The organism is Stenotrophomonas sp. JAI102 (assembly GCF_013409105.1).
GTDB lineage: Bacteria > Pseudomonadota > Gammaproteobacteria > Xanthomonadales > Xanthomonadaceae > Stenotrophomonas > Stenotrophomonas maltophilia_AA.
This window is the reverse complement of sequence record NZ_JACCCI010000001.1, coordinates 1,544,194-1,568,713: the sequence shown is the minus strand read 5'-3', so window position 1 is coordinate 1,568,713 and position 24,520 is coordinate 1,544,194. Positions and strand designations below refer to the sequence as shown.

19 protein-coding genes, 3 tRNA genes and 1 pseudogene are annotated in these 24,520 nt (G+C 67.4%); 6 read left to right on the top strand and 17 right to left on the bottom strand.

Going from position 1 to position 24,520, the window contains the following annotated elements:
- Nucleotides 1-57: 57 nt before the first annotated feature.
- From HDC96_RS07345 to HDC96_RS07335, 3 genes are all read right to left on the bottom strand, one after another.
- Nucleotides 58-144 (bottom strand) — tRNA-Leu (locus tag HDC96_RS07345).
- A 188-nt stretch (nt 145-332) separates the two neighbouring features.
- Nucleotides 333-419, bottom strand: a tRNA-Leu gene (locus tag HDC96_RS07340).
- A 180-nt stretch (nt 420-599) separates the two neighbouring features.
- A tRNA-Leu gene (locus HDC96_RS07335) sits at nt 600-686 on the bottom strand.
- 127 nt (nt 687-813) lie between these two features.
- Between HDC96_RS07335 and rnr the strand changes: the two genes are divergently transcribed.
- The 3 genes and pseudogenes from rnr to rlmB all read left to right on the top strand — a co-directional run bounded on the left by rnr (nt 814) and on the right by rlmB (nt 4,734).
- Nucleotides 814-3,282 (top strand): ribonuclease R, encoded by a 2,469-nt coding sequence (rnr, locus tag HDC96_RS07330; RefSeq protein WP_179459348.1) that lies wholly within the window; start codon nt 814-816, stop codon nt 3,280-3,282.
- Nucleotides 3,283-3,400: 118 nt separating this feature from the next.
- Nucleotides 3,401-3,876 (top strand): annotated as a pseudogene (locus HDC96_RS07325) (GFA family protein).
- A gap of 111 nt (nt 3,877-3,987) precedes the next feature.
- Nucleotides 3,988-4,734: a 23S rRNA (guanosine(2251)-2'-O)-methyltransferase RlmB gene (rlmB, locus tag HDC96_RS07320; RefSeq protein ID WP_176989936.1), complete on the top strand. Its 747-nt coding sequence runs from the start codon at nt 3,988-3,990 to the stop codon at nt 4,732-4,734.
- Between the two features lie 42 nt (nt 4,735-4,776).
- On the opposite strand, the gene HDC96_RS07315 is transcribed toward rlmB, so the two are convergent.
- The 3 genes from HDC96_RS07315 to HDC96_RS07305 are packed head-to-tail and all read right to left on the bottom strand — an operon-like array spanning nt 4,777 to nt 9,445.
- Nucleotides 4,777-6,216 (bottom strand): TolC family protein, encoded by a 1,440-nt coding sequence (locus HDC96_RS07315; protein ID WP_179459347.1) that lies wholly within the window; start codon nt 6,214-6,216, stop codon nt 4,777-4,779.
- Complete coding sequence (locus HDC96_RS07310) at nt 6,213-8,183, bottom strand: MacB family efflux pump subunit (RefSeq protein WP_179459346.1); 1,971 nt, start codon at nt 8,181-8,183, stop codon at nt 6,213-6,215. Before HDC96_RS07310 ends, HDC96_RS07315 begins: the two co-directional genes overlap by 4 nt.
- Entirely contained in the window at nt 8,180-9,445 is a 1,266-nt protein-coding gene (locus HDC96_RS07305) for an efflux RND transporter periplasmic adaptor subunit (protein ID WP_179459345.1), read from the bottom strand. Before HDC96_RS07305 ends, HDC96_RS07310 begins: the two co-directional genes overlap by 4 nt.
- A 172-nt stretch (nt 9,446-9,617) precedes the next feature.
- Here HDC96_RS07305 and HDC96_RS07300 point away from each other — a divergent pair, with 172 nt between their 5' ends.
- The 3 genes from HDC96_RS07300 (at nt 9,618) to HDC96_RS07290 (ending at nt 14,943) form a co-directional block, all read left to right on the top strand.
- Nucleotides 9,618-10,346: a response regulator transcription factor gene (locus tag HDC96_RS07300; protein ID WP_179459344.1), complete on the top strand. Its 729-nt coding sequence runs from the start codon at nt 9,618-9,620 to the stop codon at nt 10,344-10,346.
- Nucleotides 10,343-11,761 carry an ATP-binding protein gene (locus tag HDC96_RS07295; RefSeq protein WP_179459343.1) on the top strand — a complete coding sequence of 473 codons (1,419 nt, stop codon included), beginning with the start codon at nt 10,343-10,345 and terminating at the stop codon, nt 11,759-11,761. The genes HDC96_RS07300 and HDC96_RS07295 overlap by 4 nt, the downstream gene beginning before the upstream one ends.
- A 242-nt stretch (nt 11,762-12,003) precedes the next feature.
- The gene (locus HDC96_RS07290; RefSeq protein WP_179459645.1) at nt 12,004-14,943 is read left to right on the top strand and encodes a ligand-binding sensor domain-containing diguanylate cyclase; all 2,940 of its coding nucleotides are present in this window, start codon (nt 12,004-12,006) and stop codon (nt 14,941-14,943) included.
- Nucleotides 14,944-15,022: 79 nt separating this feature from the next.
- Here the strand turns inward: HDC96_RS07290 and rnt are convergent, their stop codons facing one another.
- The 11 genes from rnt to pstS (HDC96_RS07235) form a co-directional block, all read right to left on the bottom strand.
- Nucleotides 15,023-15,607, bottom strand: a complete 585-nt coding sequence (gene rnt / locus HDC96_RS07285; RefSeq protein ID WP_176990127.1) for a ribonuclease T — start codon at nt 15,605-15,607, stop codon at nt 15,023-15,025.
- Nucleotides 15,608-15,719: 112 nt separating this feature from the next.
- Nucleotides 15,720-16,226: a DoxX family protein gene (locus HDC96_RS07280; protein WP_179459342.1), complete on the bottom strand. Its 507-nt coding sequence runs from the start codon at nt 16,224-16,226 to the stop codon at nt 15,720-15,722.
- Between the two features lie 24 nt (nt 16,227-16,250).
- Nucleotides 16,251-17,006, bottom strand: a complete 756-nt coding sequence (locus HDC96_RS07275) for a putative DNA-binding domain-containing protein (RefSeq protein WP_179459341.1) — start codon at nt 17,004-17,006, stop codon at nt 16,251-16,253.
- Nucleotides 16,999-17,871 (bottom strand): DUF692 domain-containing protein, encoded by an 873-nt coding sequence (locus tag HDC96_RS07270; RefSeq protein WP_179459340.1) that lies wholly within the window; start codon nt 17,869-17,871, stop codon nt 16,999-17,001. The genes HDC96_RS07275 and HDC96_RS07270 overlap by 8 nt, the downstream gene beginning before the upstream one ends.
- A complete protein-coding gene (locus tag HDC96_RS07265; protein WP_179459339.1) occupies nt 17,858-18,220 on the bottom strand; it encodes a hypothetical protein in 363 nt (120 codons plus the stop codon). The genes HDC96_RS07270 and HDC96_RS07265 overlap by 14 nt, the downstream gene beginning before the upstream one ends.
- Before the next feature lie 216 nt (nt 18,221-18,436).
- On the bottom strand, nt 18,437-19,144 hold the full coding sequence (gene phoU, locus HDC96_RS07260; protein WP_179459338.1) for a phosphate signaling complex protein PhoU: 708 nt from the start codon (nt 19,142-19,144) through the stop codon (nt 18,437-18,439).
- A gap of 65 nt (nt 19,145-19,209) precedes the next feature.
- On the bottom strand, nt 19,210-20,040 hold the full coding sequence (gene pstB, locus HDC96_RS07255; protein ID WP_179459644.1) for a phosphate ABC transporter ATP-binding protein PstB: 831 nt from the start codon (nt 20,038-20,040) through the stop codon (nt 19,210-19,212).
- Nucleotides 20,041-20,059: 19 nt separating this feature from the next.
- Complete coding sequence (gene pstA, locus HDC96_RS07250; RefSeq protein WP_176989926.1) at nt 20,060-20,926, bottom strand: phosphate ABC transporter permease PstA; 867 nt, start codon at nt 20,924-20,926, stop codon at nt 20,060-20,062.
- Nucleotides 20,926-21,894 (bottom strand): phosphate ABC transporter permease subunit PstC, encoded by a 969-nt coding sequence (pstC, locus tag HDC96_RS07245; protein WP_019185892.1) that lies wholly within the window; start codon nt 21,892-21,894, stop codon nt 20,926-20,928. The genes pstA and pstC overlap by 1 nt, the downstream gene beginning before the upstream one ends.
- A 134-nt stretch (nt 21,895-22,028) precedes the next feature.
- Nucleotides 22,029-23,120 (bottom strand): phosphate ABC transporter substrate-binding protein PstS, encoded by a 1,092-nt coding sequence (pstS, locus tag HDC96_RS07240; RefSeq protein WP_179459337.1) that lies wholly within the window; start codon nt 23,118-23,120, stop codon nt 22,029-22,031.
- Nucleotides 23,121-23,431: 311 nt separating this feature from the next.
- Entirely contained in the window at nt 23,432-24,451 is a 1,020-nt protein-coding gene (pstS, locus tag HDC96_RS07235; protein WP_179459336.1) for a phosphate ABC transporter substrate-binding protein PstS, read from the bottom strand.
- Between the last annotated feature and the right edge of the window lie 69 nt (nt 24,452-24,520).

The following is a 24,520-nucleotide window of genomic DNA, read 5'->3' as shown; positions in this document are numbered from 1 at the left end:
CTGCAGGTACGGACATGAAAAAACCCGCTTGCGCGGGTTTGATCATTTGCTGAGTCATGGTGCCCAGAAGAGGACTCGAACCTCCACGAAGTTGCCCCCGCTAGCACCTGAAGCTAGTGCGTCTACCAATTCCGCCATCTGGGCGACTCAGGAGGGGAATTCTGCGGGAGAAGCGCGAATGTGTCAACCGCATTCCGCGAAAAATTTCGATCGCCGGGCTGCCGCGTCATCGCATCGCAGACCACGCGCATCATGGCGGTTGCCGGGGACCTGGCAGCCAACCGCAGAAACGAAAAAACCCGCTTGCGCGGGTTTGATCATTTACTGAGTCATGGTGCCCAGAAGAGGACTCGAACCTCCACGAAGTTGCCCCCGCTAGCACCTGAAGCTAGTGCGTCTACCAATTCCGCCATCTGGGCGACTCAGGAGGAGAATTCTGCGGGATAACCGCGAATGTGTCAACAGGATGTCGCAGGCAATTCTGGTCGTCGCGCGATGCAGCGTCATCGACGACAGTGACGCGCGAATCGTGCGTGGCGCGTCCCGGACGGTAGAAACGAAAAAACCCGCTTGCGCGGGTTTGATCATTTTCCGAGTCATGGTGCCCAGGAGAGGACTCGAACCTCCACGAAGTTGCCCCCGCTAGCACCTGAAGCTAGTGCGTCTACCAATTCCGCCACCTGGGCGACTCAGGGGGAGAATTCTGGGCATGTCCGGGAAGCTTGTCAACGGTTTTGTGAAATTTCTTCACAATCCTGCACAGGAGTGCCGCTGACCGATTCTGCACACGCGTAGCGGTTACTATTGAGGTCAATGAAACCAAAGAAACCGACCCAGGGCGCGAAAGCCCCCAAGTCCCCGGCGCCCAAGAAGGCCGCCGGTCCGTCGGGCAACCCCCGCGCTGCCGCCAAGAAAGCCGGCAAGCTGCCCCCCTGGATGCCCGAATCCCTGAACACCCCTGAGCCGCCGCGCGGCAACAAGCGGGGCGCCAAGCCCGCGCACGCCGGGCCGATCCCGACGCGCCGCCGCCCGCATCCGGCTCCGCTGGATGGTGAAGTGCAGGTGGATCCGTTCGCCGCCCGCGAGGCCGAGCGCTATGCGCAGCCGATCGCCAGCCGTGAGGCGATCCTGCAGCTGCTCGACCGCTGCGATGGCCCGCAGACCGCCGACGAGATCGCCATCCATCTCGGCCTGACCGAGCCGGACCGTGCCGATGCCCTGGGCAAGCGCCTGGGTGCGATGTGCCGTGACGGCCAGCTGGTGCAGAACCGCCGTGGCGGTTTCGCGCCGCTGCAGGCCGTCAACCTGATCACCGGCGTGGTGATCGCCAACCCGGAAGGGTTCGGCTTCCTGCGCCCGGTCGAAGGCGGTGACGACCTGTTCCTGCCGCCGTTCGAAATGCGCAAGGTGCTGCATGGCGACCGCGTGCTGGTCAACGTGACCGGCATCGATCGTCGTGGTCGCCGCGAGGCCAGCATTTCGCGCGTGCTCGAGCGTGGCATGAGCCGCCTGATCGGCCGCTTCAGCGTCGAGTTCGGCATCAATTACGTAGTGCCCGACGACAAGCGCGTGCAGCGCAATGTGCAGATTCCGCCCGACCAGACCGGCGATGCCCGCGACGGCCAGCTGGTGGTCTGCGAGCTGACCCAGGCACCGGACACCCGTCGTCCGCCGATCGGCCGCATCATCGCCGTGCTCGGCGACAAGCTGACCGCGTCGCTGGTGGTGGAAACCGCCATCCACGGCCACGAACTGCCGTTCGAGTTCCCGGCCGACGTGCTGGCGGAAGCCACCGCCGTGCCGATGGTGGTCACCCCGGAACAGATCGGCCACCGCGAAGATCTGCGCAACACGCCGCTGGTCACCATCGATGGCGAGGATGCCAAGGACTTCGACGACGCGGTCTACTGCGAACCGAATGCCGAAGGCTTCCGCCTGGTCGTGGCGATCGCCGACGTCTCCAATTACGTGCGTCCCGGTACGCCGCTGGATGATGAAGCGCAGAAGCGCGCGACCTCGGTCTACTTCCCCGGGTTCGTGGTGCCGATGCTGCCGGAAACGCTGTCCAACGGCATCTGCTCGCTGATGCCCAAGGTCGACCGCATGTGCTTCGTCTGCGACATGCAGGTGAACCGCGAAGGCGAAGTCATCCATTCGCGCTTCTACGAAGCGGTGATGAACTCGCACGCGCGCCTGACCTACAACCAGGTCTGGGAAGCGGTGGGCGAGAACGACCCGGCCGCGCGCAAGGCGATCGGTCCGCTGATGCCGCAGGTCGACCGCCTGTACCAGCTGTATCACGTGCTGGCCAAGGCCCGTACCCGTCGCGGTGCGATCGAATTCGAAACCTCCGAAGTGCGCTTCGTGCTGGACAACACCGGCGAAGTCACCCAGGCCGGGATGATGGTGCGCAACGATGCGCACAAGCTGATCGAAGAATGCATGATCGCGGCCAACGTGCAGGCCGCACGCTACCTGCTGGCCAAGCAGGTGCCGGCGCCGTTCCGCGACCATGAGCGCCCGCCGGAATCCAAGTACGCCGATCTGCTCGAGTTCCTCAAGGAATTCAAGCTGAGCCTGCCGCCGTGGTCGAAGGTGCAGCCGGCCGATTTCACCAAGCTGCTCAAGAAGGTGCGCGATCGCCCCGACGCGGCGCTGCTGGAATCGGTGCTGCTGCGCAGCCAGAGCCTGGCCGTGTATTCGCCCGACAACCTGGGCCACTTCGGCCTGGCGCTGGACGCGTACGCCCACTTCACCTCGCCGATCCGTCGCTACCCCGATCTGCTGGTGCACCGTGCGATCAAGCACGCGCTCAGCGGGGCCGCGCCGGAGAAGTTCACCTACTCGCCGCGTGAGATGGCCGCCTTGGCCCTGCAGTGCTCCGAGCGTGCGCGCCGTGCCGACGAAGCCGAGCGCGAAGTCGACGAGCGTTACCGCGCCGCGTGGATGGAAAAGCACGTCGGTGGTCAGTTCGACGGCGTGATCAGTGGCGTGACCAGCTTCGGCCTGTTCGTGGAGCTGGATGAGTCCAAGGTCAACGGCCTGGTCCACGTGACCCAGCTGCCGCACGACTATTACCAGTTCGACGCGGTACGCAAGACGCTCAACGGTGAGCGTCGCGGCAAGATCTACCGTCTCGGTGACCGGGTGCGGATCCTGGTGCTCAAGGCCAGCATGGAAGAGCGCAAGATCGACTTCCGCCTGGTCGAAGAGAAGGACGATGCGCTGCCCGAGCTGCCGCCGCGCGGCCAGCCGGCCAAGCGTCAGAAGCAGAAGTACTGATCGTCGCGTACCGGCCCACGGCCGGTACGCGGTATGTGCCGACCGTTGGTCGGCACATCGTCTACCCGCCCCGGCGGTCGGGCATGTTGTTTCCCACGGACCCCGTCGGAGCGATCCCATGCAGTCCTTCCCCGAGTACAGCGGCGGCTGCCAGTGCGGCGCGATCGCTTCCATGTGGTCGGTGAGCTGACCCACAGTTCGATCTGCCATTGCCGGATGTGCCAGAAGGCCTTCGGCGCGTATTACGCCTCCCTGGTATCGGTGCGCGGCAGCGATTTCCGCTGGACCCGCGGCGAACCCCGGCGTTTCGCGTCGTCCAACCTGGTCCAGCGCGGCTTCTGCGCCGACTGCGGCACCCCGTTGACCTATGAAGCGCCGGACGGCGTGGCGGTCGCGGCCGGTGCGTTCGACGAGCCGGCCCGTCTGCCGCCGACGATCCAGTACGGCATCGAGGCCAAGCTGCCGTTCGTGGATACGCTGGGCTCGCTCAGCGCGCTGCGCAGCGAGGAGGACACGGCGGCCGGGGACTTCCTGCTGCATATCGTCTCCCGCCAGCACCCGGACCACGACACCACGGACTGGCCGCCGGGCTGAAGGCCGGCGGTGGCGGCACCCCCGTGAACGCCCCCCGTGAACGCCCGGCAGGGCAGGGTGGGCCTCGATGCTCTACCATTACCAACCCCTTTACCGGTCCCGCCCCCCGCAATGAGCAAGCAAAGCCAGTGGATCGTCGGCGTCAACGCCGTCGCCTCTTCGATCGAGAATGATGCCGAGAACGTCCGCGAGGTCCTCATCGAGGCCGGTGCGAAGAATCCGCGTCTGACCGAGATCGAGGAAAACGCACGCCGCAAGGGCATCGACGTGCGCAAGGTGAACACCCAGGCGCTGGACGGTGTGGGCGGTTCGGTGCGTCACCAGGGCGTGGCCGCGCGCTACCAGGCCGCACGGACCTGGGGCGAGAACGAGCTGGAAGGGCTGGTCGAAGCGGCCGAGGGCAAGGCCCTGCTGCTGATCCTGGATGAAGTGCAGGACCCGCACAATCTCGGCGCCTGCCTGCGCAGCGCGGCTGCGGCCGGTGCCACGGCGGTGATCATTCCCAAGGACAAGTCGGCGTCGGTCAACGCGACCGTGCGCAAGACCTCGGCCGGCGCGGCCGACCGCATCCCGGTGGTGCAGGTGACCAACCTCTCGCGCTGCCTGAAGGACCTGCAGAAGCAGGGCGTGTGGATCTACGGCCTGGCCGGCGAAGCCACCGAATCGCTGTACGCGATCGACCTGAAGGGCAACGTGGCGCTGGTGCTGGGCGGCGAAGCCGACGGCCTGCGCCGCCTGACCCGTGAAAACTGCGATGGCCTGGTCAAGATTCCGATGCCGGGCGATATCGAGAGCCTCAACGTTTCCGTCGCCACCGGCGTGAGCCTGTTCGAAGCAGTGCGTCAGCGCGGGCTGTAAGCCGCGCACAGGCTCTACCCGTGATGCACCTGGCGCGGGCGATCAGCCCGCGCTTCCCCCCAGCGCCTTGAACAACGTCACATCGTTGATCAGCTGTCGTTGACGCACGGATGCCAGCGACAGCTCGGCATCGCGCCGGGTCTGCTGCGCTTCCAGCCAGGTCCGCAGATCGGTCGCACCGACCCGGTAGCGCACCTCGTACATCCGTTCGATCTCCACCGCTTCGTCATAGGACGCCTGCGAGGCCGCGACCTGCGTGGCGAACTGGGTGCGCGCCGACAAGGCGTTGTCCACTTCCGACAGCGCGGTGTACAGCGTGCGGCGGAACCCATTCGCCGCGATCTGGTAATCGGTGCCGGCAAGTCGGGTATTCAACTGGGCCTGGCGCAGGTTGAGGAACGGCAGCGACAGCCCCGCGCCCAAGGTGGCGACCGGATTCTTCAGCACGTCCGAGAGCGAGGTGGCACCGGTTCCGATGCTGCCGGTCAGGCTCAGCGCCGGGTAGTACTGGGTCGCGGTGACCTTGATGGTCTTCAGGCTGTTGCGCAGGCGCAGCTCGGCGGCGCGCAGGTCCGGGCGTCGGCCGAGCAGATCGGCCGGCAGGCCTTCGGCGATCACCGGGCTGCCGACGCGCTGCAACTGCTGCGGCTCGTCGGCCATCGCCAGCGGTTGCCCGTCCAGCAGCACGGTCAGCGCATTGCGCGCGGCGACGCGCTGCTGCTCCAGCGCACTCTGCGCGGCACGCTGTGCTTCCAGGCTCTGCGCGGCCTGGCGCACTTCCAGCCGCGATACCGCACCGGCATCGAAGCGCGCCTGGACAAGCTCGCGGGTACGCTGCAGCCGCGCCAGGTTGGCCTGGCCGGCGGCGATCGACTGGTTGAGGAACGCCAGCGTCCAGTATTGCGTGGCCACGTCGCTGATCACCAGCAGCGCGGTGTTCTGCAGGTCCTCCTGGCTGGCCTGGGCTTCCCACTGGGCGATGTCGCGCTGGGCGCGCAGGCGCCCCCACAGGTCGATCTCCCATTGCAGGGACACGCCGGCCGAGCTGCCGCGGTTCCAGTCCGCGCTCTGGTCGATCGGGCGGTTGCCGCTGCTGCCGACGCTGCCCGAAGGCTGCGGCCACAGGGCGTTGTCGGCCAACCCGGCCTGCAACCGCGCACGCTGCACGGCCAATCCGGCCGAGACCAGATCGGTGTTGGCGGCCAGGGCACGATCGATCACGCGGTCCAGGCCGGGGTCGCCGAACTGGGTCCACCAGGCATCGGCGCGGACATCCGCCGATGCCGCATGCGGTTGTTCGCCGACCACCTCGGTGGGGGCGTTCAAGGTGGCATCGCCACGGCCATAGGTGGCCGGCACCGTCGGCGCTTCGACCGGGTAGCCGCCGGTGCTGACGCAGCCAGAGAGGGCCAGCGCGGTCACGCAGGCCAGAGCCAGCGGACGCAGTGATGCGGGGTGCAGCAGAGCAGGAGAAATCTTCATTCGCGCGCCAGCGCCTCCACGGGATCAAGTTGGGCGGCATTGCGGGCCGGCAGGAAACCAAACGCCACGCCGATCAGGCTGGAGCAGGCGAAGGCGGCCACGATGGATGCGGTCGAGAACAGCATCTGGAAGTCCGGCGCGAACTTGCCGAACAGCCAGCCGACCACCAGCGACAGGCCGACGCCAAGCAGGCCGCCGAGCAGGCAGACCAGCACCGCTTCGATCAGGAACTGCTGGCGGATATCGCTCTGTCGCGCGCCGACGGCCATGCGCACGCCGATCTCGCGGGTCCGCTCGGTCACCGAGACCAGCATGATGTTCATCACGCCGATGCCACCGACCAGCAGCGCGATCGCGGCGATGGCGCTGATCAGCAGCGTCATCGTGCGGGTGGTCTGCTCGATGGTCTGGCGGATCTCGGCGCTGTTGCTGAGGAAGAAGTCTTCGGTGCCGTGACGCATGATCAGCAGCTTGGAAATGGCGGCCTGTGCCGCATCCATCGGCGTAGTGTCATCCACGCGCACGGTGATGCTGGAAACATGGCTCTGGCCGAGCATGCGCGACATCACCGTGGTGTAGGGCACCCACACGCTCAGGCTGGTGCTGCCGCCGAAGCCGAAGCTCTGCCGCTGCGCGACACCGACCACGCGCACCGGCACGTTGCCGAGCAGGATCACCTGGCCGACCGGGTCTTCGCCATTCGGGAAGAACTGGGTGCGGGTGTTCTCATCGATGATGGCCACCTGGGCCAGGCTGCGCACCGCATCGGTATCGAAGAAGCTGCCGGCGATCAGGGTCACGCCCTTGACCCGGAAGAACTGCTCGCCGACGCCGTTGACCTGCGCGGTGGCCGATTGATTGCGGTAGCGCGCGGTCACCGAGGAGGACACGCTGGGCGTGGCACTGTCGATGTAGCTCTGGCGGCCCAGTGCATCGGCATCGCTGGCCTTGAGCGTCTGCACCCGGGCCGAACGCATGTCGCCGAAACCGCGGCCGGGATAGACGTCGATGGTGTTGGTACCCAGCGCGCTGATGTTCTGCAGGATCTGCTGCTGGGAGCCATTGCCCATCGCTACCACCGAGACCACCGAGGCGATGCCGATGATGATGCCGAGCATGGTCAGGAAGGTGCGCAGGCGGTGGGCGTTCATCGCCAGCAGGGCCATGCGGAACGCTTCGGTGAAGCGGTCGCGCGCGGCCCGCCAGCTGTGGCCCTTGCCGGCCGCTACGGTCGGCTGGCGCTGCGCGCGGTAGCGCGGTGCAGTCGGATTGAGACGGTCGGCGATGATCTCGCCGTCGCGGATCTCGATGATGCGCTGGGCGTGTTCGGCCACGCTCATATCATGGGTCACGATGATGATGGTGTGGCCTTCGGCATGCAGCTCGCCGAGGATGCCCATCACTTCTTCGCCGGATTTCGTGTCCAGTGCGCCGGTCGGTTCGTCGGCCAGAATCACTTCGCCGCCGTTCATCAACGCACGCGCGATCGACACACGCTGCTGCTGGCCGCCGGAGAGCTGGCCGGGGGTGTGGTTCATGCGGTCGCCCAGGCCGAGCCGCTGCAGCAGTTGTTCGGCGCGCGCGGTGCGCACCGGGCCGGGGCTGCCTGCATACACGGCGGGTACGGCCACGTTGCCGCGCGCGTCCAGGTCACCGAGCAGGTGGTAGCGCTGGAAAATGAAGCCGAAATGCTCGCGGCGCAGCTCGGCCAGTTCGTCCGGCTGCATGCGGCCGGTTTCGCGACCGGCCACCTGGTAACTGCCGCGCGTGGGCCGGTCCAGGCAGCCGAGGATGTTCATCAGCGTGGACTTGCCGGAGCCGGACTGGCCGACGATGGCCACCATCTCGCCCGCTGCGATGTCCAGATTGACGTCGCGCAGCACCGCGATGGTTTCATCGCCCGCCGGGAACTCCCGGCGCAGGTCGCGCAGCCGCAGCAGCGGCGTGCCCGTGGCGGTGCTGCTCATCGGCGCGGCCCACCCATGCCGGGGCCGCTGATCCGCACGCCGCCACCGCCGCGGTTGCCGCCGGCACCCGGCGCACCGCCGCCTTCGCCGACGATGACCTTGTCGCCTTCTGCCAGGCCGGACAGCACTTCGGCATTGGCGCCGTTGTTGATGCCGATCTTGACCTTGCGCGGCGCGGGCATGCCGTCGGCATCGGCCACGCGCACCATGTACTGCCCGTCACGGGTCTTCGGACCGAGCGCGACGGCGGGGATGATCAGCACGTCCTTGGCCTGCTTGAGCATCACCGAGACCTGGGCAGTCATGTCGATGCGCAGCGTGCCATCGGGATTTTCCACATCGAACAAGGCGTTGTAGTAGACCGCGGTGCTGGAGCTGGAGCTGGACGAACTGGAGCTGCTGGAGCTGTCGTTGGCGATCGAGGACGGTGCCGGGTTGATCTGGCGCAGCGTGGCGTGGAACTTGCGGTCCGGCTCACCCAGCGTGGTGAAATACACCGGCATGCCGGCCTTGATCTTGACCACGTCGGCTTCGGACACTTCGGCATTCACCGTCACCAGGTCCAGCCGCGCCAGCATCACGATGGTCGGCGCGGTCTGGTTGGCGTTCACGGTACGGCCTTCCTCGGCGACCACCGCGACCACGGTGCCGTCCATGGGTGCGGTGATGCGGGTATAGGCCAGGTTGGCGCGGGCGGTGCCCAGCTCGGTTTCGCGGCCGGTGATCTGCGCGTCGAACGATTGGATCTGGGCACGTGCGGTCTTGAGCTTCGCGTCGGCCGCATCGAACTCGGCGCGCGAGGTCGCCTCGGCGGCCAGCATCTGCTGCTGGCGGGCGAACTCGAGCTCGGCTTCACGCAGACTGGCCTGCTGCACTGCGCGCTGCGCCTTGACCTGGTCCAGCGACGCCTGGGCGTTGAGCACCTGGTTCTGCTGCGTGGTGGCGTCGATCTCGGCGATCAGGTCGCCTTCCTTGACGGTATCGCCGAGCTGGACCTTCAGCGATTTGATCTGCCCCGAGGCCTGCGCACCGACGCTGACCAGCTTGTAGGCATCGATCACGCCGGTGGCTTCCACGGTCTGTTCGATGTCGCCGCGGCTGACCGGTGAGGTCGCCAGCGTGGGCGCGGCCGGCTTGTGCAGCATCCATGCCACAATCGCGGCGATCAGAACGAGGACCACGAGCAGCAGCAGGAGGCGGGCACGGCGGGTTCTGGGCAAACGGGGCTTCACGATGATCGTCAACTCGGCAGGCCGGTGCATCGGCGTTGTCAGCATTGTGAAGACCGTTCACCGCCGGCTCAATGCTCGCCGTGTACCAAGATGTATCTCTGCGGCGCACGGCACGTTTCGTTGTGTATCCGCATCGCCCTTTGAAACAGACGTACGCAAACCAGGAGATGCGGTTCAGCGCCCGACAGGGGATGATCGCCGCATGGAGACTGCCAACAGCATGCACAGACTGCTGATCGTCGATGACGACAACGATATCCGCCAACTGCTCGCCGAGCAGCTGGGCCGCGCCGGCTACCTGGTGAGCACCGCCAGTGATGGCCACGGCATGCGCCAGGTGCTGGAGCGCGAGCATGTGGACCTGATCGTGCTCGACCTCAACCTGCCCCGCGAAGACGGCCTGACCCTGTGCCGCGACCTGCGCGCGCGCTCGAGCACGCCGGTGATCATGTTGACCGCACGCAGCGAGCCGATCGACCGCGTGCTGGGTCTGGAGATGGGCGCCGACGATTACCTGGCCAAGCCGTTCGAGCCGCGCGAGCTGCTCGCGCGCATCCGCAACGTGCTGCGTCGTACCGAAGCGTTGCCGACCAACCTGGAGCCGCTGGCGATCCGCCGCGCGCGCTTCGCCAGCTGGGTGTTCGACCTGGAACACCGCCACCTGGTCGATCCGGATGGGCGCGTGGTGGTGTTGTCCGGCGCCGAGTTCCGCCTGCTGCGGGTGTTCGTCGGGCATGCCAACAAGGTGCTCTCGCGCGAGCAGCTGGTTTCGCTGAGCAGCGGCCGCAACTACGAGTCGCAGGACCGTGCGATCGACCTGCAGGTCAGTCGCCTGCGCAACAAGCTCGCCGATGACGGCGGCAGCGACGGGCTGATCAAGACCGTGCGCAACGAAGGCTACGTACTCGCTGCGGCAGTCAGCCTGGAATGAAGCGCCTGCGCCACTTCTTTTCCTCGATGGTGGGGCGCCTGTTCGTCATCCTGCTGCTGGGCATGAGCGTGGCGGCGATCGGTGCGACCATGCTGGCCAGCACCAAGCGCCAACAGGAATTCGAACGGCAGAACCTCAACCGGATCGCGGATCGCCTGCAGGGGTTCGTGAACCTGCTCGATGGCAATCCGGAACTGCGCCAGCGCCTGCTGACCAGTGGCGGGCCGAGTGTGCGGCAACTGCCGGACGGCGCGCGCATCGGCCGGCCCGATGCGGCGTTGATGGAGATCCTGGATGACCGTCCCGGGCCGGTGGCGAGCAGCCAGGTCGCCTTCACCTCGTTCCGCTCCTGCCTGCCGCGGCTGCCGGAGCTGCTGCCGCGCCCCCCGCGCGACAAGGACAAGATGCGACACCCGCCGCGTGAGCGCGACCCGGCGTTCATTCCGCCCAAGTGCCGCGTGGTGACCCTGCAGCTGACCGACGGCACGCCCCTGCGGCTGGCGCTGGATTCCCCGGCCGTCGCGCACAACGGCGTGCTCGCCGTGGACCCGCTGTTCCTGACCCTGCTGGTGGTGGCGATCGCGATCCTGGCCTATATCGTGGCGCGGATGGCCAGTGCACCGCTGCAGCGCCTGGCCGATGCCGCCGCCGCGTTGGGCGATGACCTGCAGGGCGCGCCGATGCCGGTGACCGGGCCGTTCGAGGTGCGCCGGGCGGCCGAAGCCTTCAACGCCATGCAGAAGCGCCTGCAGCGCCACCTCGGTGAGCGCACCCAGATGCTGGCGGCGATCACCCACGACCTGCAGACGCCGGTGACCCGCCTGCGCCTGCGCCTGGAAAACGTCACCGACGAGGCGCTGCGCGAGCGCCTGATCGGTGATCTCGGTGCGATGCAGGCGCTGATCCGTGAAGGCCTGGAGCTGGCCCGCAGCGCCGAAAGTGCCGAGCAGCGCGCCGCGCTGGACCTGGATTCGCTGTTGGAGAGCATCGTCGAAGATGCCGCCGAGGCCGGGGCCGATGTCCATTTCGAACAGCCGAGCGGGGCGGTGCTGATGCTGCGTCCGCTGGCCATGCACCGCCTGTTCTCCAACCTGGTCGACAACGCGGTGATGTACGGCCAGACCGCGCGCGTGCGGGTGAAGCAGGTCGGGCAGGACGTTGAAGTGCGCATCCGCGACAGCGGCCCGGGCCTGGCCGAGGACGAGCTGGAAGCGGTGTTCGACCCGTTCGTGCGGCTGGAGACCTCGCGCTCGCGCCAGACCGGGGGTGCCGGGTTGGGGCTCACCATCGCCCGCGCCTTGGCCGAAAAGGACGGGGCGACCCTGCACCTGCGCAACCATCCCGAGGGCGGGCTGGAGGCGATCGTGCGCTGGACGTCGCCCGCGCGGGCGCCATCGGGACCACGCGGGAGCTGACGCCGGCTCCCCCAAAACGCAAGGATTTGCCTACTATGGGCATCTCTTTCCAGCGTCTCCCCCATGAGAGCGTACGACTCTGCCAGCCTCCGCGCTGGTGCACGGCCGTCCCCCCCATGCGCACGGCGCCTTCCCAGGGCTGATCCACACGGATGAGCGATCGGGGGGGCAGGATCCGGTGGCGGCCGGTACAACTGAAGTTCCCGGGCCTGCCGACGCTGCAGGCCGCAGCGCTGTGGCTGATGCTGCTGTGCGCGGCGCCCTGGCCGCTGTCGGCGCAGGACGGCCCGCCGCCGCTGCGCGATTACGCCGTCGATGTCTGGACCTCGCGCAACGGGCTGCCGCACAACTCCCTGCGCGACATCGCGCAAACCCCCGAAGGGCATCTGTGGTTCGCCACCTGGGAGGGCCTGGTCCGTTACAACGGCCTGGATTTCACCGTGTTCGACCGCAGCACCACGCCGGGCCTGCGCGACAACGGCGTGGGCGCGCTGCTGGTGGACCGCAGCGGCGCACTGTGGATCAGTGACTCGCGCGGCAACGTGACCCGGCGCGGGACGGACGGCCGCTGGCAGGTCTGGGAGCACCGTACAGACACCCCGCAGGTGCTGATCCAGGCGATGCAGATGGACAGCCATGGACGCCTGTGGCTGCTGTATGAAGGCAAGGGGATCGCCAGCCTGGGGCCGGATGGCGTCATCGATTACCAGCCAGCGCCGGCCGACGTGCCGATGGCGATGAGTTTCACCAAGCTGGTGGTGGATGCGCAGGACCGGGTCTGGGTCGGCACCTTGGACGGGCTGGTGGTGCGCGATAACGACGGCGTGCAGCGCCGTGCGCCGGACAGCTGGGGGCTGGGGCGTGGCCTGGTCTGGCCGTACCGGGGGCCCGACGGGGTGATGTGGGTAGTGGCCGGCGAGCGCATCTACCGCATGCAGGACGGGGCGCCCCTGCTGCAGCACCGCCTGCCCGGCGTGACCCACATCACTGCGATGCTGCAGGACCGCCATGGCGACCTGTGGCTGGGCACCGAGAATCAAGGTCTGCTGCGGTTGTCGCGGCACGGCCTGGAGCGGCTGCCGACGGGGCTCTCACTGCCAGGCGGGCGCGTGGTCAGCCTGCGCGAAGATGCCGAGGGCAGCATCTGGGTCGGCGCCAACGGCGGCCTGTACCGGCTGCGCGAAACGCTGTTCAGCAGCTTCACCGAGCGCGACGGACTCAGCGGCGACTACGTGCGGACGGTGTTCGAGGATCGCCAGCGCCAACTCTGGATCGGCAGTGCCAGCGGTCTGGACCGGCGCGACGCGCAGGGCCGCTTCAGCCCGGTGCCGCTGCGCAACAATGTCGGCAAGAGCCCCTCGGTGCTGAGCCTGGCCCAGGACCGCGAGGGGACGCTGTGGGTAGGCACCTTCGGCGACGGCATCTTCCGGATCAACGAACAGGGCCAGCGCCTGCGTGGCTACGGCACGGCCGAAGGGCTGCCGGGCGGCAACATCCGTGCGATCAGCATCGACCCCGACGGCGTGGTCTGGGCCGGCACGCAGAAGGGCGTGGTCCGTATCGATGCAGGCAGGGCCGAGCAGCCGGCGATCCCGGGCATGCCCGGCGGGCTGATCACCGCGCTGGCGCACGACGACGACGGTGCGTTGTGGATCGGCACCATCGAAGGCATCCGGGTGCTGCGGGGGGGCCGGGTGCAGTCCATCGATCTGCAGCCGCTGGGTGGCGGGCGCAGCGTGTTCGGGTTCCAGCAGATCGGCGATGCGATGTGGATCAGCACCGATCGCGGCCTGTACCGCTACCAGGAAGGTCAGCTCGCGCGGGTTGGCCTGGAGCAGGGCATGCCGGTGGATACGGTGTTCCAGCTGGTGCCCGACCGGGTCGGCAACGTCTGGATCAGCAGCAACCGCGGCGTGCTGCGCACCGACATGACGATGCTCAACGCCGTCGCCGATGGTCGCGCGGCGCGGGTGGAGGTGGAGCATTACAACGAGATCGACGGCATGGCCAACTCGCAGGCCAACGGCAGCTCCGGCCCATCGGCGATCCTGCGCCAGGACGGCACCTTCTGGGTGGTCACCGCCGGCGGCCTGAGCACGGTCGATCCGCTGCGCCTGCAGCGCTTCCGCGAGCGCCTGGCGCCGCCGGCGGTGATCGAGAACGTGCAGGTCGATGGGGCGCCCCTGCATTGGCAGGGCAGCAATCACAATTCGATTCCCGGCGGGCGCCGGCTGAGCGTGAGCTACGTCGGTCTGAGCTATCTGCTCTCCGAGCGCATCCGCTACCGCACCCGACTGGAGGGCCTGGACAAGGGCTGGATCGAACGCGGCCAGCAGCGCAGCGTGGAGTTCATCGGCCTGCCGCCGGGCGATTACACGCTGCACGTCTCGGCCGCGCATCCCGGCGGTGTCTGGAGTGACAGCGAGGCGGTCTGGGAGTTCACGGTGGAGCCGTTCCTGTGGCAGCGCCACAGCGTGCAGCTGATCGCCGCGCTGCTGCTGCTGGCCGGCCTGGTCGCGCTGTACCGCTATCTGATCAACCGCTACAAGACCAGCAACGTGCGGTTGGCGCGGATGGTGAAGGAAGCCACCCTGGATCTGCAGACGCAGACGGTCAACCTGCAGGCGCTGAATCAGGAGAAGACCGAGCTGGCCGATCGCCTGGCGGTGCAGGCCGAGGCGTTCGAACGGCAGGCGCGCGAAGACGCGCTGACCGGGTTGCCGAACCGGCGTGCCTTCGACGAAGCGCTGGCGCGTGACTTCGCCCGTTCGCAGCGCAGCCGCCACCCGCTGTGCCTGGTGGTGCTGGACATCGATCACTTCAAGGAAGTGAACGACCGGCACAGTCACTCGGTGGGCGACGTAGTGCTGGTCGAAGTGGCGCGCCTGCTGGCCTCGGCCTGCCGCGACTCGGACATGCCGGCGCGGACCGGCGGCGAGGAGTTCGCGCTGCTACTCAACGACACCCGCCTGGACGAAGCGGCGCAGGTCTGCGCGCGCCTGCGCGGGCTGTTCCATGATCACCCGGACTGGGCGGGGATTCCGGGCCTGAAGGTCACCTTCAGCGCCGGCCTGGTCGAACTCGATGCCGCCGATCGCACCCCGATGCTGCTCTACCAGCGCGCCGACCGCGCGCTGTACCGCGCGAAAAGCGAAGGCCGGGACAGGACCAGCATCGGCTGAGCCCGAGCGGCCCCGCGATGCGTGGCCTGTCCGCTCGTGCGGGCTGCTGTCCGCCGCGTCAGCGCAACGCCGGGCGCGCCTAGCGCGGCCAGCTGTTGGCGACTTTGCAGAACAGTTTCGCGGTCTGTTCGGTGTCGTACACCGCGCTGTGCGCTTCATCGGCATCCCAGCCCAGGCCGGCCGCCGTGGCCGCGCGCGCCAGCACGGTCTGGCCATAGGCGATACCGCCCAGGGTAACGGTGTCGAACACGCTGAAGGGGTGGAACGGGTTGCGCTTGTGGCCGGTGCGGTTGACCGCCGCGTTGACGAAGCCCAGGTCGAAGTGCGCGTTGTGCCCGACCAGGATCGCGCGCTGGCAGCCGTACTTTTTCATCGCGGCGCGGATCGGGGTGAAGATGTGGTCCAGCGCATCGCGCTCGACCTTGGCCAGTCGGAACGGATGATCCAGGATGATGCCGGTGATCTCCAGCGACTTGGGATCGATCTCCAGCCCCTCGGCCGGCACCACGTGGGCGCTGGCGGTCTGCCCGGGATAGAGCAGGCCGTTTTCGTCCATCTCGATCGGAACGGCGGCGATTTCCAGCAGCGCGTGGCGATCAGAGTCGAATCCGCCGGTCTCCACATCCACCGCCACCGGCAGGAAGCCACGGAAGCGGGTTGCCATCAAGCGCTGTGCAGCAGCGGGCAGTGCGTCGGCAGCAGCCGGCGCGTCGGAGCGGGGGAGGTCGTCAGTCATTGCGCCAGTTTAGCAGAGCGTCTTGTACGCCCCCCCGTGCTCACGCCGGGGCAGGCGTGCGTGCGCGGCGGCGCAGCAGGTGGTCCAGGCTCAGTGGGCCGGCGCCCTGCAGGGCCAGGGGCAGCAGCATGGCCATGAACAGCAGCGGCAGTTTGAAGTTGCCGAAGCCCTGGTCGGTGATGGCATAGCCCATCGCCAGCTCGCCCAGGCCCTCCCAGTGCATCGGCCAGTGCACGGCGGCGGTGGCGACCACGGTCAGCACCAGCAGGCTGCTGGCCGCCAGGCGGGTGCCCAGCCCGAGCAGCAGGCAGGCTGCGCCGACCAGCTCGAACCAGGTGGCGAGATGCCAGTTGAGGGCCGCCGGCAACTGGTCGAACGGAAACGGGAAGGCCTGCTGCAGGTCCTCGAACCAGTTCTGGCCGCGCAGTTTTTCGCGACCCGACTCGAAATACTCCCAGCCCATCAGCAGGCGCAGGCCGAGCGGGGCGAACCACGGGGCAACATGGTCTAGCCGGTCGCGCAGTGCGACCAGATACGGTGACTTCATCGGGGACATTCCTTTGGAGAGGGATCAGCAAACGGGCGCGGCGGGGCCTATCACCCCGTTGCCATGGAACTGGCGCAGCAGGGCGGCGCCGGGCAGGAGCAGCGCATCGACCGCCAGGCCGTTCGCCTGGGCGAGCTGCTGGAGGTGGGTGGCGCCGCTGTGGCCGGGATGCTGGCCGATCTGCTCCAGCAGCTGCGCGGCCATCGGGCTGATCGTGGCGAAGCGGACCTGGCCGTCAGGATCGCGCCGGACCAGCAGCCCGGTGGGACCTGCGCCCGGATGCGGCGGTGCATCCTCGGCACCCAGCCGGTGCACCGGCCAGTGATAGAGCAGCGGCCAGGCCAGCGGCGAGCGCTGCAGCGCCGCGGATATCGGGTCCAGGCCGGGGGAGGGTGGCAGGGGCTGCGCGTCGAGCTGGTACAGGGCCGTTTCCACCCACTCGTAGTGGGCCAGTTCGGCCAGCGCCGGGTGCGGCAGCGCGGGCTGCTGCTGCAGCCACTGCACGAACTCGGCGGCCAGTTCGGTGAACAACGGGGTCTGCGCCGGGTGACGGGCGAAGAACTGGCGGATCAACGTGGCCCACGTCGCCTCGCCAAGCAGTCGCACGCAGACCGGGAAACCGGTGCCAAGCAATCCCAGCACGCTGTTGAACACGAGCCGCTGGTAGATCCCCAGCCGGCGTGCGTCCAGGCCGACGGGTGCGGCGACATGGGCCGGGTCGCGCAGGTGCGCGGTGAACGCCCTCTGCTGTGTATGCAGGTGCGAAGGGGCGTCAGTCATGCCCGGCTCCGGCATGGGCGGCCATCAGGCGGCGGATGGTATGCAGTTCGCCGCGCAGTTCGGCGTATGGGGGGAAATTGAAATCGCGTTCCAGCAGGGTCGGGCGCGCGCCGATGCGCGCATAGGTGCGGGCGAGCAGGTCCCAGACCGGGTCGATCACCGCGCTGCCGTGGGTGTCGATCTTCAGGTCGGGGGCTTCGTCCAGGTGGCCGGCGACATGCAGGCAGACGACGCGCGCGGCAGGAAGCCCGGCGATGAAGGTGTCGGCGTCGTAACCGTGGTTGCAGGCGTTGACGTAGACGTTGTTGACGTCCAGCAGCAGGTCGCAGTCGGCCTCCGCCAGCACCGCATTGGTGAACGTCAGTTCGTCCATGGCCGGTTCCGGGGCGAGGTAATAGGAAACGTTTTCCACCGCGATGCGCCTGCCGAGCAGGTCCTGCACGCGGGCGATGCGCGTCGCGGTGTGCCGTACCGCCTCATCGGTGAAGGGGAGCGGCAGGAGGTCGTAGAGGTGGCCTTCATCGCTGCAGTAGCTGAGGTGTTCGCTGTAGAGCGGCACGTTGTGCCGGTCCAGGAAGCGTCCTACCTGTTCCAGCAGCACGGTATCCAGCGGCGCGGTGCTGCCCAGCGAGAGCGACAGCCCATGGCAGGTCAGCGGGTAGCGCGTGGCCAGTTCGGCGAGTGCGTCGCCGGCCGGCCCGCCGATGCCGATCCAGTTTTCCGGGGCGCACTCGAGGAAGTCGACATCGCCGGCGGGCGCATCGCGCAGGTCGTGCAGCAGGGCCCGGCGCAAGCCCAGGCCGGTCGCCGCGACAGGCAGCGGCGACCGGTCCGGACCGCGGGCAGTGGCGTCAGTGCTTGGCACCGCACTTGCCTTCGCCGCACTTGCCTTCGGCCGACTTCTTGTCGCCCGCGGCCTTGGGCTTGGTGTCGGCGGTCTTGCCCTTGTCGGCACCGCACTTGCCTTCCCCGCACTTGCCCTCGGCTGCCTTGGTGCCCGCAGTCGCGGCCTTCTCGCCCGCCTTGGTGCCGTGCGCACCACACTTGCCTTCGCCACACTTGCCCTCGGTGGCCTTGGTCGCGGCCTGGCCAGCCACCAGGTAGCCCTGGGCCAGCTCGGTCATGCTCAGCGCGGATGCCGAGGCCGTGGCGCCCAGGCCGGCGACCAGCGCGGTGGCCGCCAACAGGGACAGCGAACGGGTGGATGTACTCATCGGGTGGATCTCCTTGGAATGGGCCGGGGCCCGGGATGGCTGCGTGGGGGCAGCAGGTGCGGCCATGGTGGACCGACCCGACTCATCGAATCCTCACACAGGATTCAACGTTTCGTGAAGTGTGGGGGATTGCCATCATGGCAACGCAACAGAAAGACAAAGAAAAACCGCCACCCGGAGGCAGCGGCTTGTGCTTTCTGCGTTTGAAGCACGCGCTCAGACGTGATCGGTACTGCTGGTCTCGTCGCGCTTCTCGCGCGGCGGCAACGCCTGCTCGCCATGCACCAGGAACCAGACGTTCTCGGCGATGTTGGTGGCATGGTCGCCCACGCGCTCCAGGTTCTTGGCCATGAACAGCAGGTGGGTGCACGGGGTGATGTTGCGCGGGTCTTCCATCATGTAGGTCAGCAGCTCGCGGAACAGCGCGGTGTACTGCGCGTCCAGGCGGGCGTCGTCGTCGCGCAGTTCCAGCGCCGCGGCGGCGTCGTTGTCGCGGTAGGCTTCGATGGCGCGGCGTACCTGCTGGGCGGCCAGGCGGCCCAGCGCACGCAGGCCCTGGATCTGTGGCAGTGGTGGCACCTTGCTCAGCGCGATCGAGCGCTTGGCCACGTTGGCGGCGTAATCGCCGATGCGTTCGATGTCGGCCGGGATGCGCAGGCCGGCCAGGATCTCGCGCAGGTCGCGCGCCATCGGCCCACGCAGCGCCAGTCGCATGACGTCGTGGCTGATCTGCTGCTCAAGCTGGTCGATGGCCTCGTCGTTGGCGATGATGCGCTGGGCGGCGTTCTCGTCGCGCTTCTCGATGACGTCCATGGACGCCTCCAGCTGGGCGACGGCCATCTCGCCCATGCGCACGATCTCGGCCGCCAGGCGCTGCTGTTCTTCGTCGTAACTCTTGACGATGTGGTCGTTGGGAAGATTCATGGTCTGCAATCCGGGTAGAGCCAGGCCGTGCCTGGCTGGGACATTTGGTGAGGGGACAGCACCGATCAACCGAAACGACCGGTGATGTAATCCTCGGTCTGCTGCTTGTTGGGCTGCGAGAAGATCACTTCGGTGCGGTCGTGTTCGATCAGGTCGCCCAGGTACATGAAGGCGGTGTAATCGGAGACGCGCGCGGCCTGCTGCATGTTGTGGGTCACGATCACGATGGTGTAATCGTGCTTGAGCTCCTCGACCAGCTGCTCGATGCGGCTGGTGGAGATCGGGTCCAGTGCGGAGGTCGGCTCGTCGAGCAGCAGCACGTCCGGGCGCAGGGCCACGGCGCGGGCGATGCACAGGCGCTGCTGCTGGCCACCGGACAGGCCCAGCGCGCTCTGGTTGAGCTTGTCCTTCACCTCGTCCCACAGCGCGCCTTGGCGCAGGGCCTGCTCGACGCGGTCGGTCATCTCCGACTTGGAGAGCTTCTCGTGGTGGCGGATGCCGTAGGCAACGTTCTCGAAGATGGTCATCGGGAACGGCACCGGCTTCTGGAACACCATGCCGACCTTGCTGCGCAGGCGGTTCATCGGGTACTTCGGCGAGAGGATGTTCTCCCCGTCCAGCAGCACTTCACCGCGCGCTTCCAGCTTGGGGTACAGCGCGTAGATGCGGTTGAAGATGCGCAGCAGGGTGGATTTGCCGCAGCCGGAGGGACCGATCAGCGCGGTGACGCGCTTTTCCGGGATCTCCAGGTCGATGCCCTTAAGCGCATGGAACTTGTCGTAGTAGAAATCCAGCCCGCGTGCGGCCAGCTTGATCGGCGCCGGGGTCTGCAGGCTTTCATGCGAGGCCGGGACCACGATGCGCTGCATCGGCACGGCGTTGGAGAGATCGTTCATGGCGATGTCCGTGGAAAGGTCAGTCATGGGAGATACGGTTGCGCAGCAGGATGCCGCGCGCGGAAAGGCTGACCAGCAGCACGAACACGGTCAGCACCAGCGCGCCGGCCCAGGCCAGCACCTGCCAGGATTCATACGGGCTGCCGGCGAACTGGTTCATCACCACCGGGACCGAGGCCATCGGCTGGAAGACGTTGCTGTTCCAGTACTGGTTGCCGAAGGCGGTGAACAGCAGCGGGGCGGTTTCGCCGGAGATGCGGGCCAGCGCCAGCAGGATGCCGGTGACGATGCCGGCGGCGGCGCTGCGGTACAGCACCTGCACCGTCACCTTCCACTGCGGGATGCCCAGCGACAGGGCCGCTTCACGCATCTGCGACGGCACCAGACGCAGCATTTCATCGGTGGTACGCACCACCACCGGCAGCACGATGAAGGCCAGCGAGAGCGCACCGGCGAAGGCCGAGAACTGGCCGCCGGTCTGCATCACGTACAGGGTGTAGACGAACAGGCCCAGCACGATCGACGGCGCCGAGAGCAGGATGTCGTTGACGAAGCGGACCACCGTGCCGGCCTTGCGGAAGTTGCCGTACTCGGCCAGCCAGGTGCCGGCCAGCACGCCGAGCGGCGTACCGATCGCGATCGCCAGGCCGCACATCACGGCGCTGCCGAAGAACGCATTGGCCAGGCCGCCGTCCTGCATCGGTGGCGGTGTCATCTTGGTGAACAGGTCGAGGTTGATCCCGGCCAGGCCCTTGGAGGCCAGCGTCCACAGGATCCAGCCGAGGAAGAACAGGCCGAACAGCGCGGTCAGGCAGGACATCAGCAGCGCGACCACGTTGACGATGCGGCGGCGCAGGTACAGCGGTTGGGCGTTGGCGGTGGACATCAGTTGCCCTCCTTGCGGGCCAGGCGCATCAGCATCAGGCGGGCGATCGCCAGCACCACGAAGGTCACGATGAACAGCACGAAGCCGAGCAGCAGCAGCGCCGAGCGGTAGGTTTCGGTGGCTTCGCCGAAGTCGTTGGCGATCAGCGCGGCAATCGTGGTGCCCGGCTCGAGCAGCGAGGGCGACAGACGCACGCTGTTGCCGATCACGAAGGCCACCGCCATGGTTTCACCCAGGGCGCGGCCGAGGCCGAGGAAGATGCCGCCGATCACCGCCGAGCGGGTGTAGGGCAGGACGATGTCCCAGCTGACTTCCCACTTGGTCGAGCCCAGCGCGTACGCCGATTCCTTCAGGCGGGTCGGCACGGTGAGGAACACTTCGCGCATCACCGAGGAGATGAAGGGGATCACCATGATCGCCAGCACGAAGCCGGCGGTGAGCACGCCGATGCCCAGTGGCGGACCCTGGAACAACGGGCCGATGATCGGCATCGTGCCGAGGTGATCGTTGAGGAACGGAGTGACGTACTCGGTCATCACCGGGACCAGCACGAACAGGCCCCACATGCCGTAGATGATCGAGGGGATACCGGCCAGCAGTTCGATGGCGGTACCGACCGGGCCGCGCAGCCAGCGCGGGGCGACCTCGGTCAGGAAGAAGGCGATACCGAAGCTCACCGGCACGGCGATGACCATCGCGATCAGTGCGGTGACCAGGGTGCCGTAGATCGGTGCGAGGGCACCGAACTTGTTCTCGACCGGATTCCATTCGGACGAATAGAAGAAGCTCAGGCCCTGCTCCTGCAGGGCATGGCGGCCGCCCCACAGCATCGAGAGCGCGGCGCAGGCCAGGGCGACCAGCACCAGGATGACGGTGGCGATCAGGACCCAGCGGAACAGTGTGTCGTTGCGGGCATCACGCAGGTCGCGGAGGGACGGTGCGGGAACAGGCTGGGCGATGGCATTCATGGCTGAGGCGGGGGCCCGAAAAGAGAAGAGGTAGTGCCGGGCGTTGCCCGGCATCACGTTCGGAGCGTGGTGCGGCCGGACAGCGCCCGGCACTACGATCGGTCAGGCCCGCGCCAGGCGCGGGCCTGCCTTTTTCACTTGAACTCGCTGGTCCAGTACGCTTCGATCTGGGTCACCAGCTCGGCCGGCAGCGGCACGTAGTGCAGTTCGTTGGCCTGGGCCTGGCCCTTCTCGAAGGCCCACTTGAAGAACGCCAGGGTGTCCTTGCTGCGCTGGGCATCCTTGGGCTGCTTGTGCATCAGCATGAAGTTGGTGGCAGTGATCGGCCATGCCTGGTCGCCCGGGGCATTGGTGATGACCAGGTTGAAGTCCTTGGCGCTGGCCCAGTCGGCGCTGGCGGCGGCAGCGGCGAAGGTTTCCGCGCTCGGCTGCACCCAGTTGCCGGCGGCGTTCTGCATCGAGGCATACGGCATGCCGTTCTGCAGCGCGTAGGCCAGTTCGACGTAGCCGATCGAGCCCTTGATCTGCTTCACGTACGACGCCACGCCTTCATTGCCCTTGCCACCCACGCCGTCCGGCCACTGCACCGAGGTGCCTTCGCCGACCTTGCTCTTCCAGTCCGGGCTGACCTTGGACAGGTAGTTGGAGAAGTTGAAGGTGGTGCCCGAACCGTCCGAACGGTGGACCAGGGTGATCTTGCCGTCCGGCAGTGTGACGCCCGGGTTGGCGGCGACGATGGCGGGGTCGTTCCAGGTCTTGACCTTGCCCAGGAAGATGTCGGCCAGCAGGGCGCCGCTGAGGCGCAGCTTGCCGGCTTCCAGGCCGTCGATGTTGACCACCGGGACCACGCCGCCGATCGCCGACGGGAACTGGCCGAGGCCGGCCTGGGCCAGCTCTTCGCTGCTCAGCGGCTTGTCGGAGGAACCGAAATCAACGGTGCCGGCCTTGATCTGGGCGATGCCGCCACCCGAGCCGATCGACTGGTAGTTGATCTTGGCGCCGGTGGCGGCGTTGTAGTCGGCCGACCACTTGGACACCAGCGGGAAGATGAAGGAGGCACCGGCGCCGGAAATCTCGGCGGTGAGGCGGTCGCCCGCGGCGGGAGCGGCGGCGGGCGCGTCGGTGGCCGGCGCGGCGGCCTGGCCTTCAGTGCCCGGCTTGCAGGCGGAAAGACCCAGCGCGATGGCGAGGGAAAGGGCGGCGATGCTGGCCGTGTGCAGTTTCATGCGTCACTCCATAGCGGGACAAAGGCCGGTCTTTCCGGCGACGCGACTATGAAATGATGTTTTTGTTACAGCTTGATGACGCCGTGACCGGGCGCACGCGAAGCCTTGCGGCACAAGGGCCGGGCTTGCAGGGGCAGGCAACAAAAAGGCGCGGAACCTTGCGGTCCGCGCCCGATGGCGCCGGAAGGGGGAGAGAGGACCCTCCGGCGCCATTGCACTGTCCGGTGGGTTGCGTCGGGGGCGACGCGTACCGACCAACGGTCGGTACCTACCGGTAGGTCACCACCGTGGGTGGTGACCCCGTCGATCGATCAATACTTCAGGTTCTGCGACCAGTAGGTTTCGATCTGCTTGACCAGGGTGTCCGGCAGCGGGACGTAGTCGAGCTGCTTGGCCTGGGCATCGCCGCTCTTGTAGATCCAGCGGAAGAACTCCTGGGTGGCCTTGGCGTTGGCCACGTTCTTGGGCTGCTTGCGGACCAGGATGAAGTTGGTCGCGGTGATCGGCCACGCATCGGCGCCCGGGGCGTTGGTCATGACCAGGTAGAAGTCCTTCGCGCTGGCCCAGTCGGCGCTGGCGGCAGCGGCGGCGAACGAGGTGTCGCTGGGCAGCACGATCTTGCCCGCGGCGTTCTTCATCGCGGCGTAGGACATCTTGTTCTGCAGCGCGTAGGACAGTTCGACGTAGCCGATGCCACCCTTGATCTGCTTCACGTAGGCGGCGACGCCTTCATTGCCCTTGCCACCGATGCCGACCGGCCACTGGACCGACGTGCCTTCACCGACCTTGGTCTTCCACTCGGGGTTGACCTTGGACAGGTAGTTGACGAAGTTGAAGGTGGTGCCCGAACCGTCCGAGCGGTGCACGACGGTGATCTTGCCGTCCGGCAGCTTGACGCCCGGGTTCAGCGCGGCGATCGCCGGGTCGTTCCAGGTCTTGATCTTGCCGAGGAAGATGTTGCCCAGGGTCGGGCCATCCAGCTTCAGCGCGCCCGGGGCGATGCCGGCCACGTTGATCACCGGGACCACGCCGCCGATGACCGACGGGAACTGGGCCAGGCCGGCTGCCGCCAGTTCTTCCGGCTTCAGCGGGGCATCGGAGGAGCCGAAATCAACGGTCGCGGCCTTGATCTGGGCGATGCCGCCACCGGAACCGATGGACTGGTAGTTGACCTTCTTGCCGGTCGCGGTGCTGTAGTCGGCCGACCACTTGGACATGACCGGGTAGATGAACGAGGCGCCCGCGCCGGTCACATCGGCGGCATTGGCGGCGAACACGGACGACGCGGCGAGGACGGCAACGGCGGCGCGCGACTTGAAGGCGTGGATCACGGGGTGGCTCCTGGGATGGATGAAGGTGCGGGGTGTCCCGCCCGGTGCTCATTCCATAACGGTTCGATG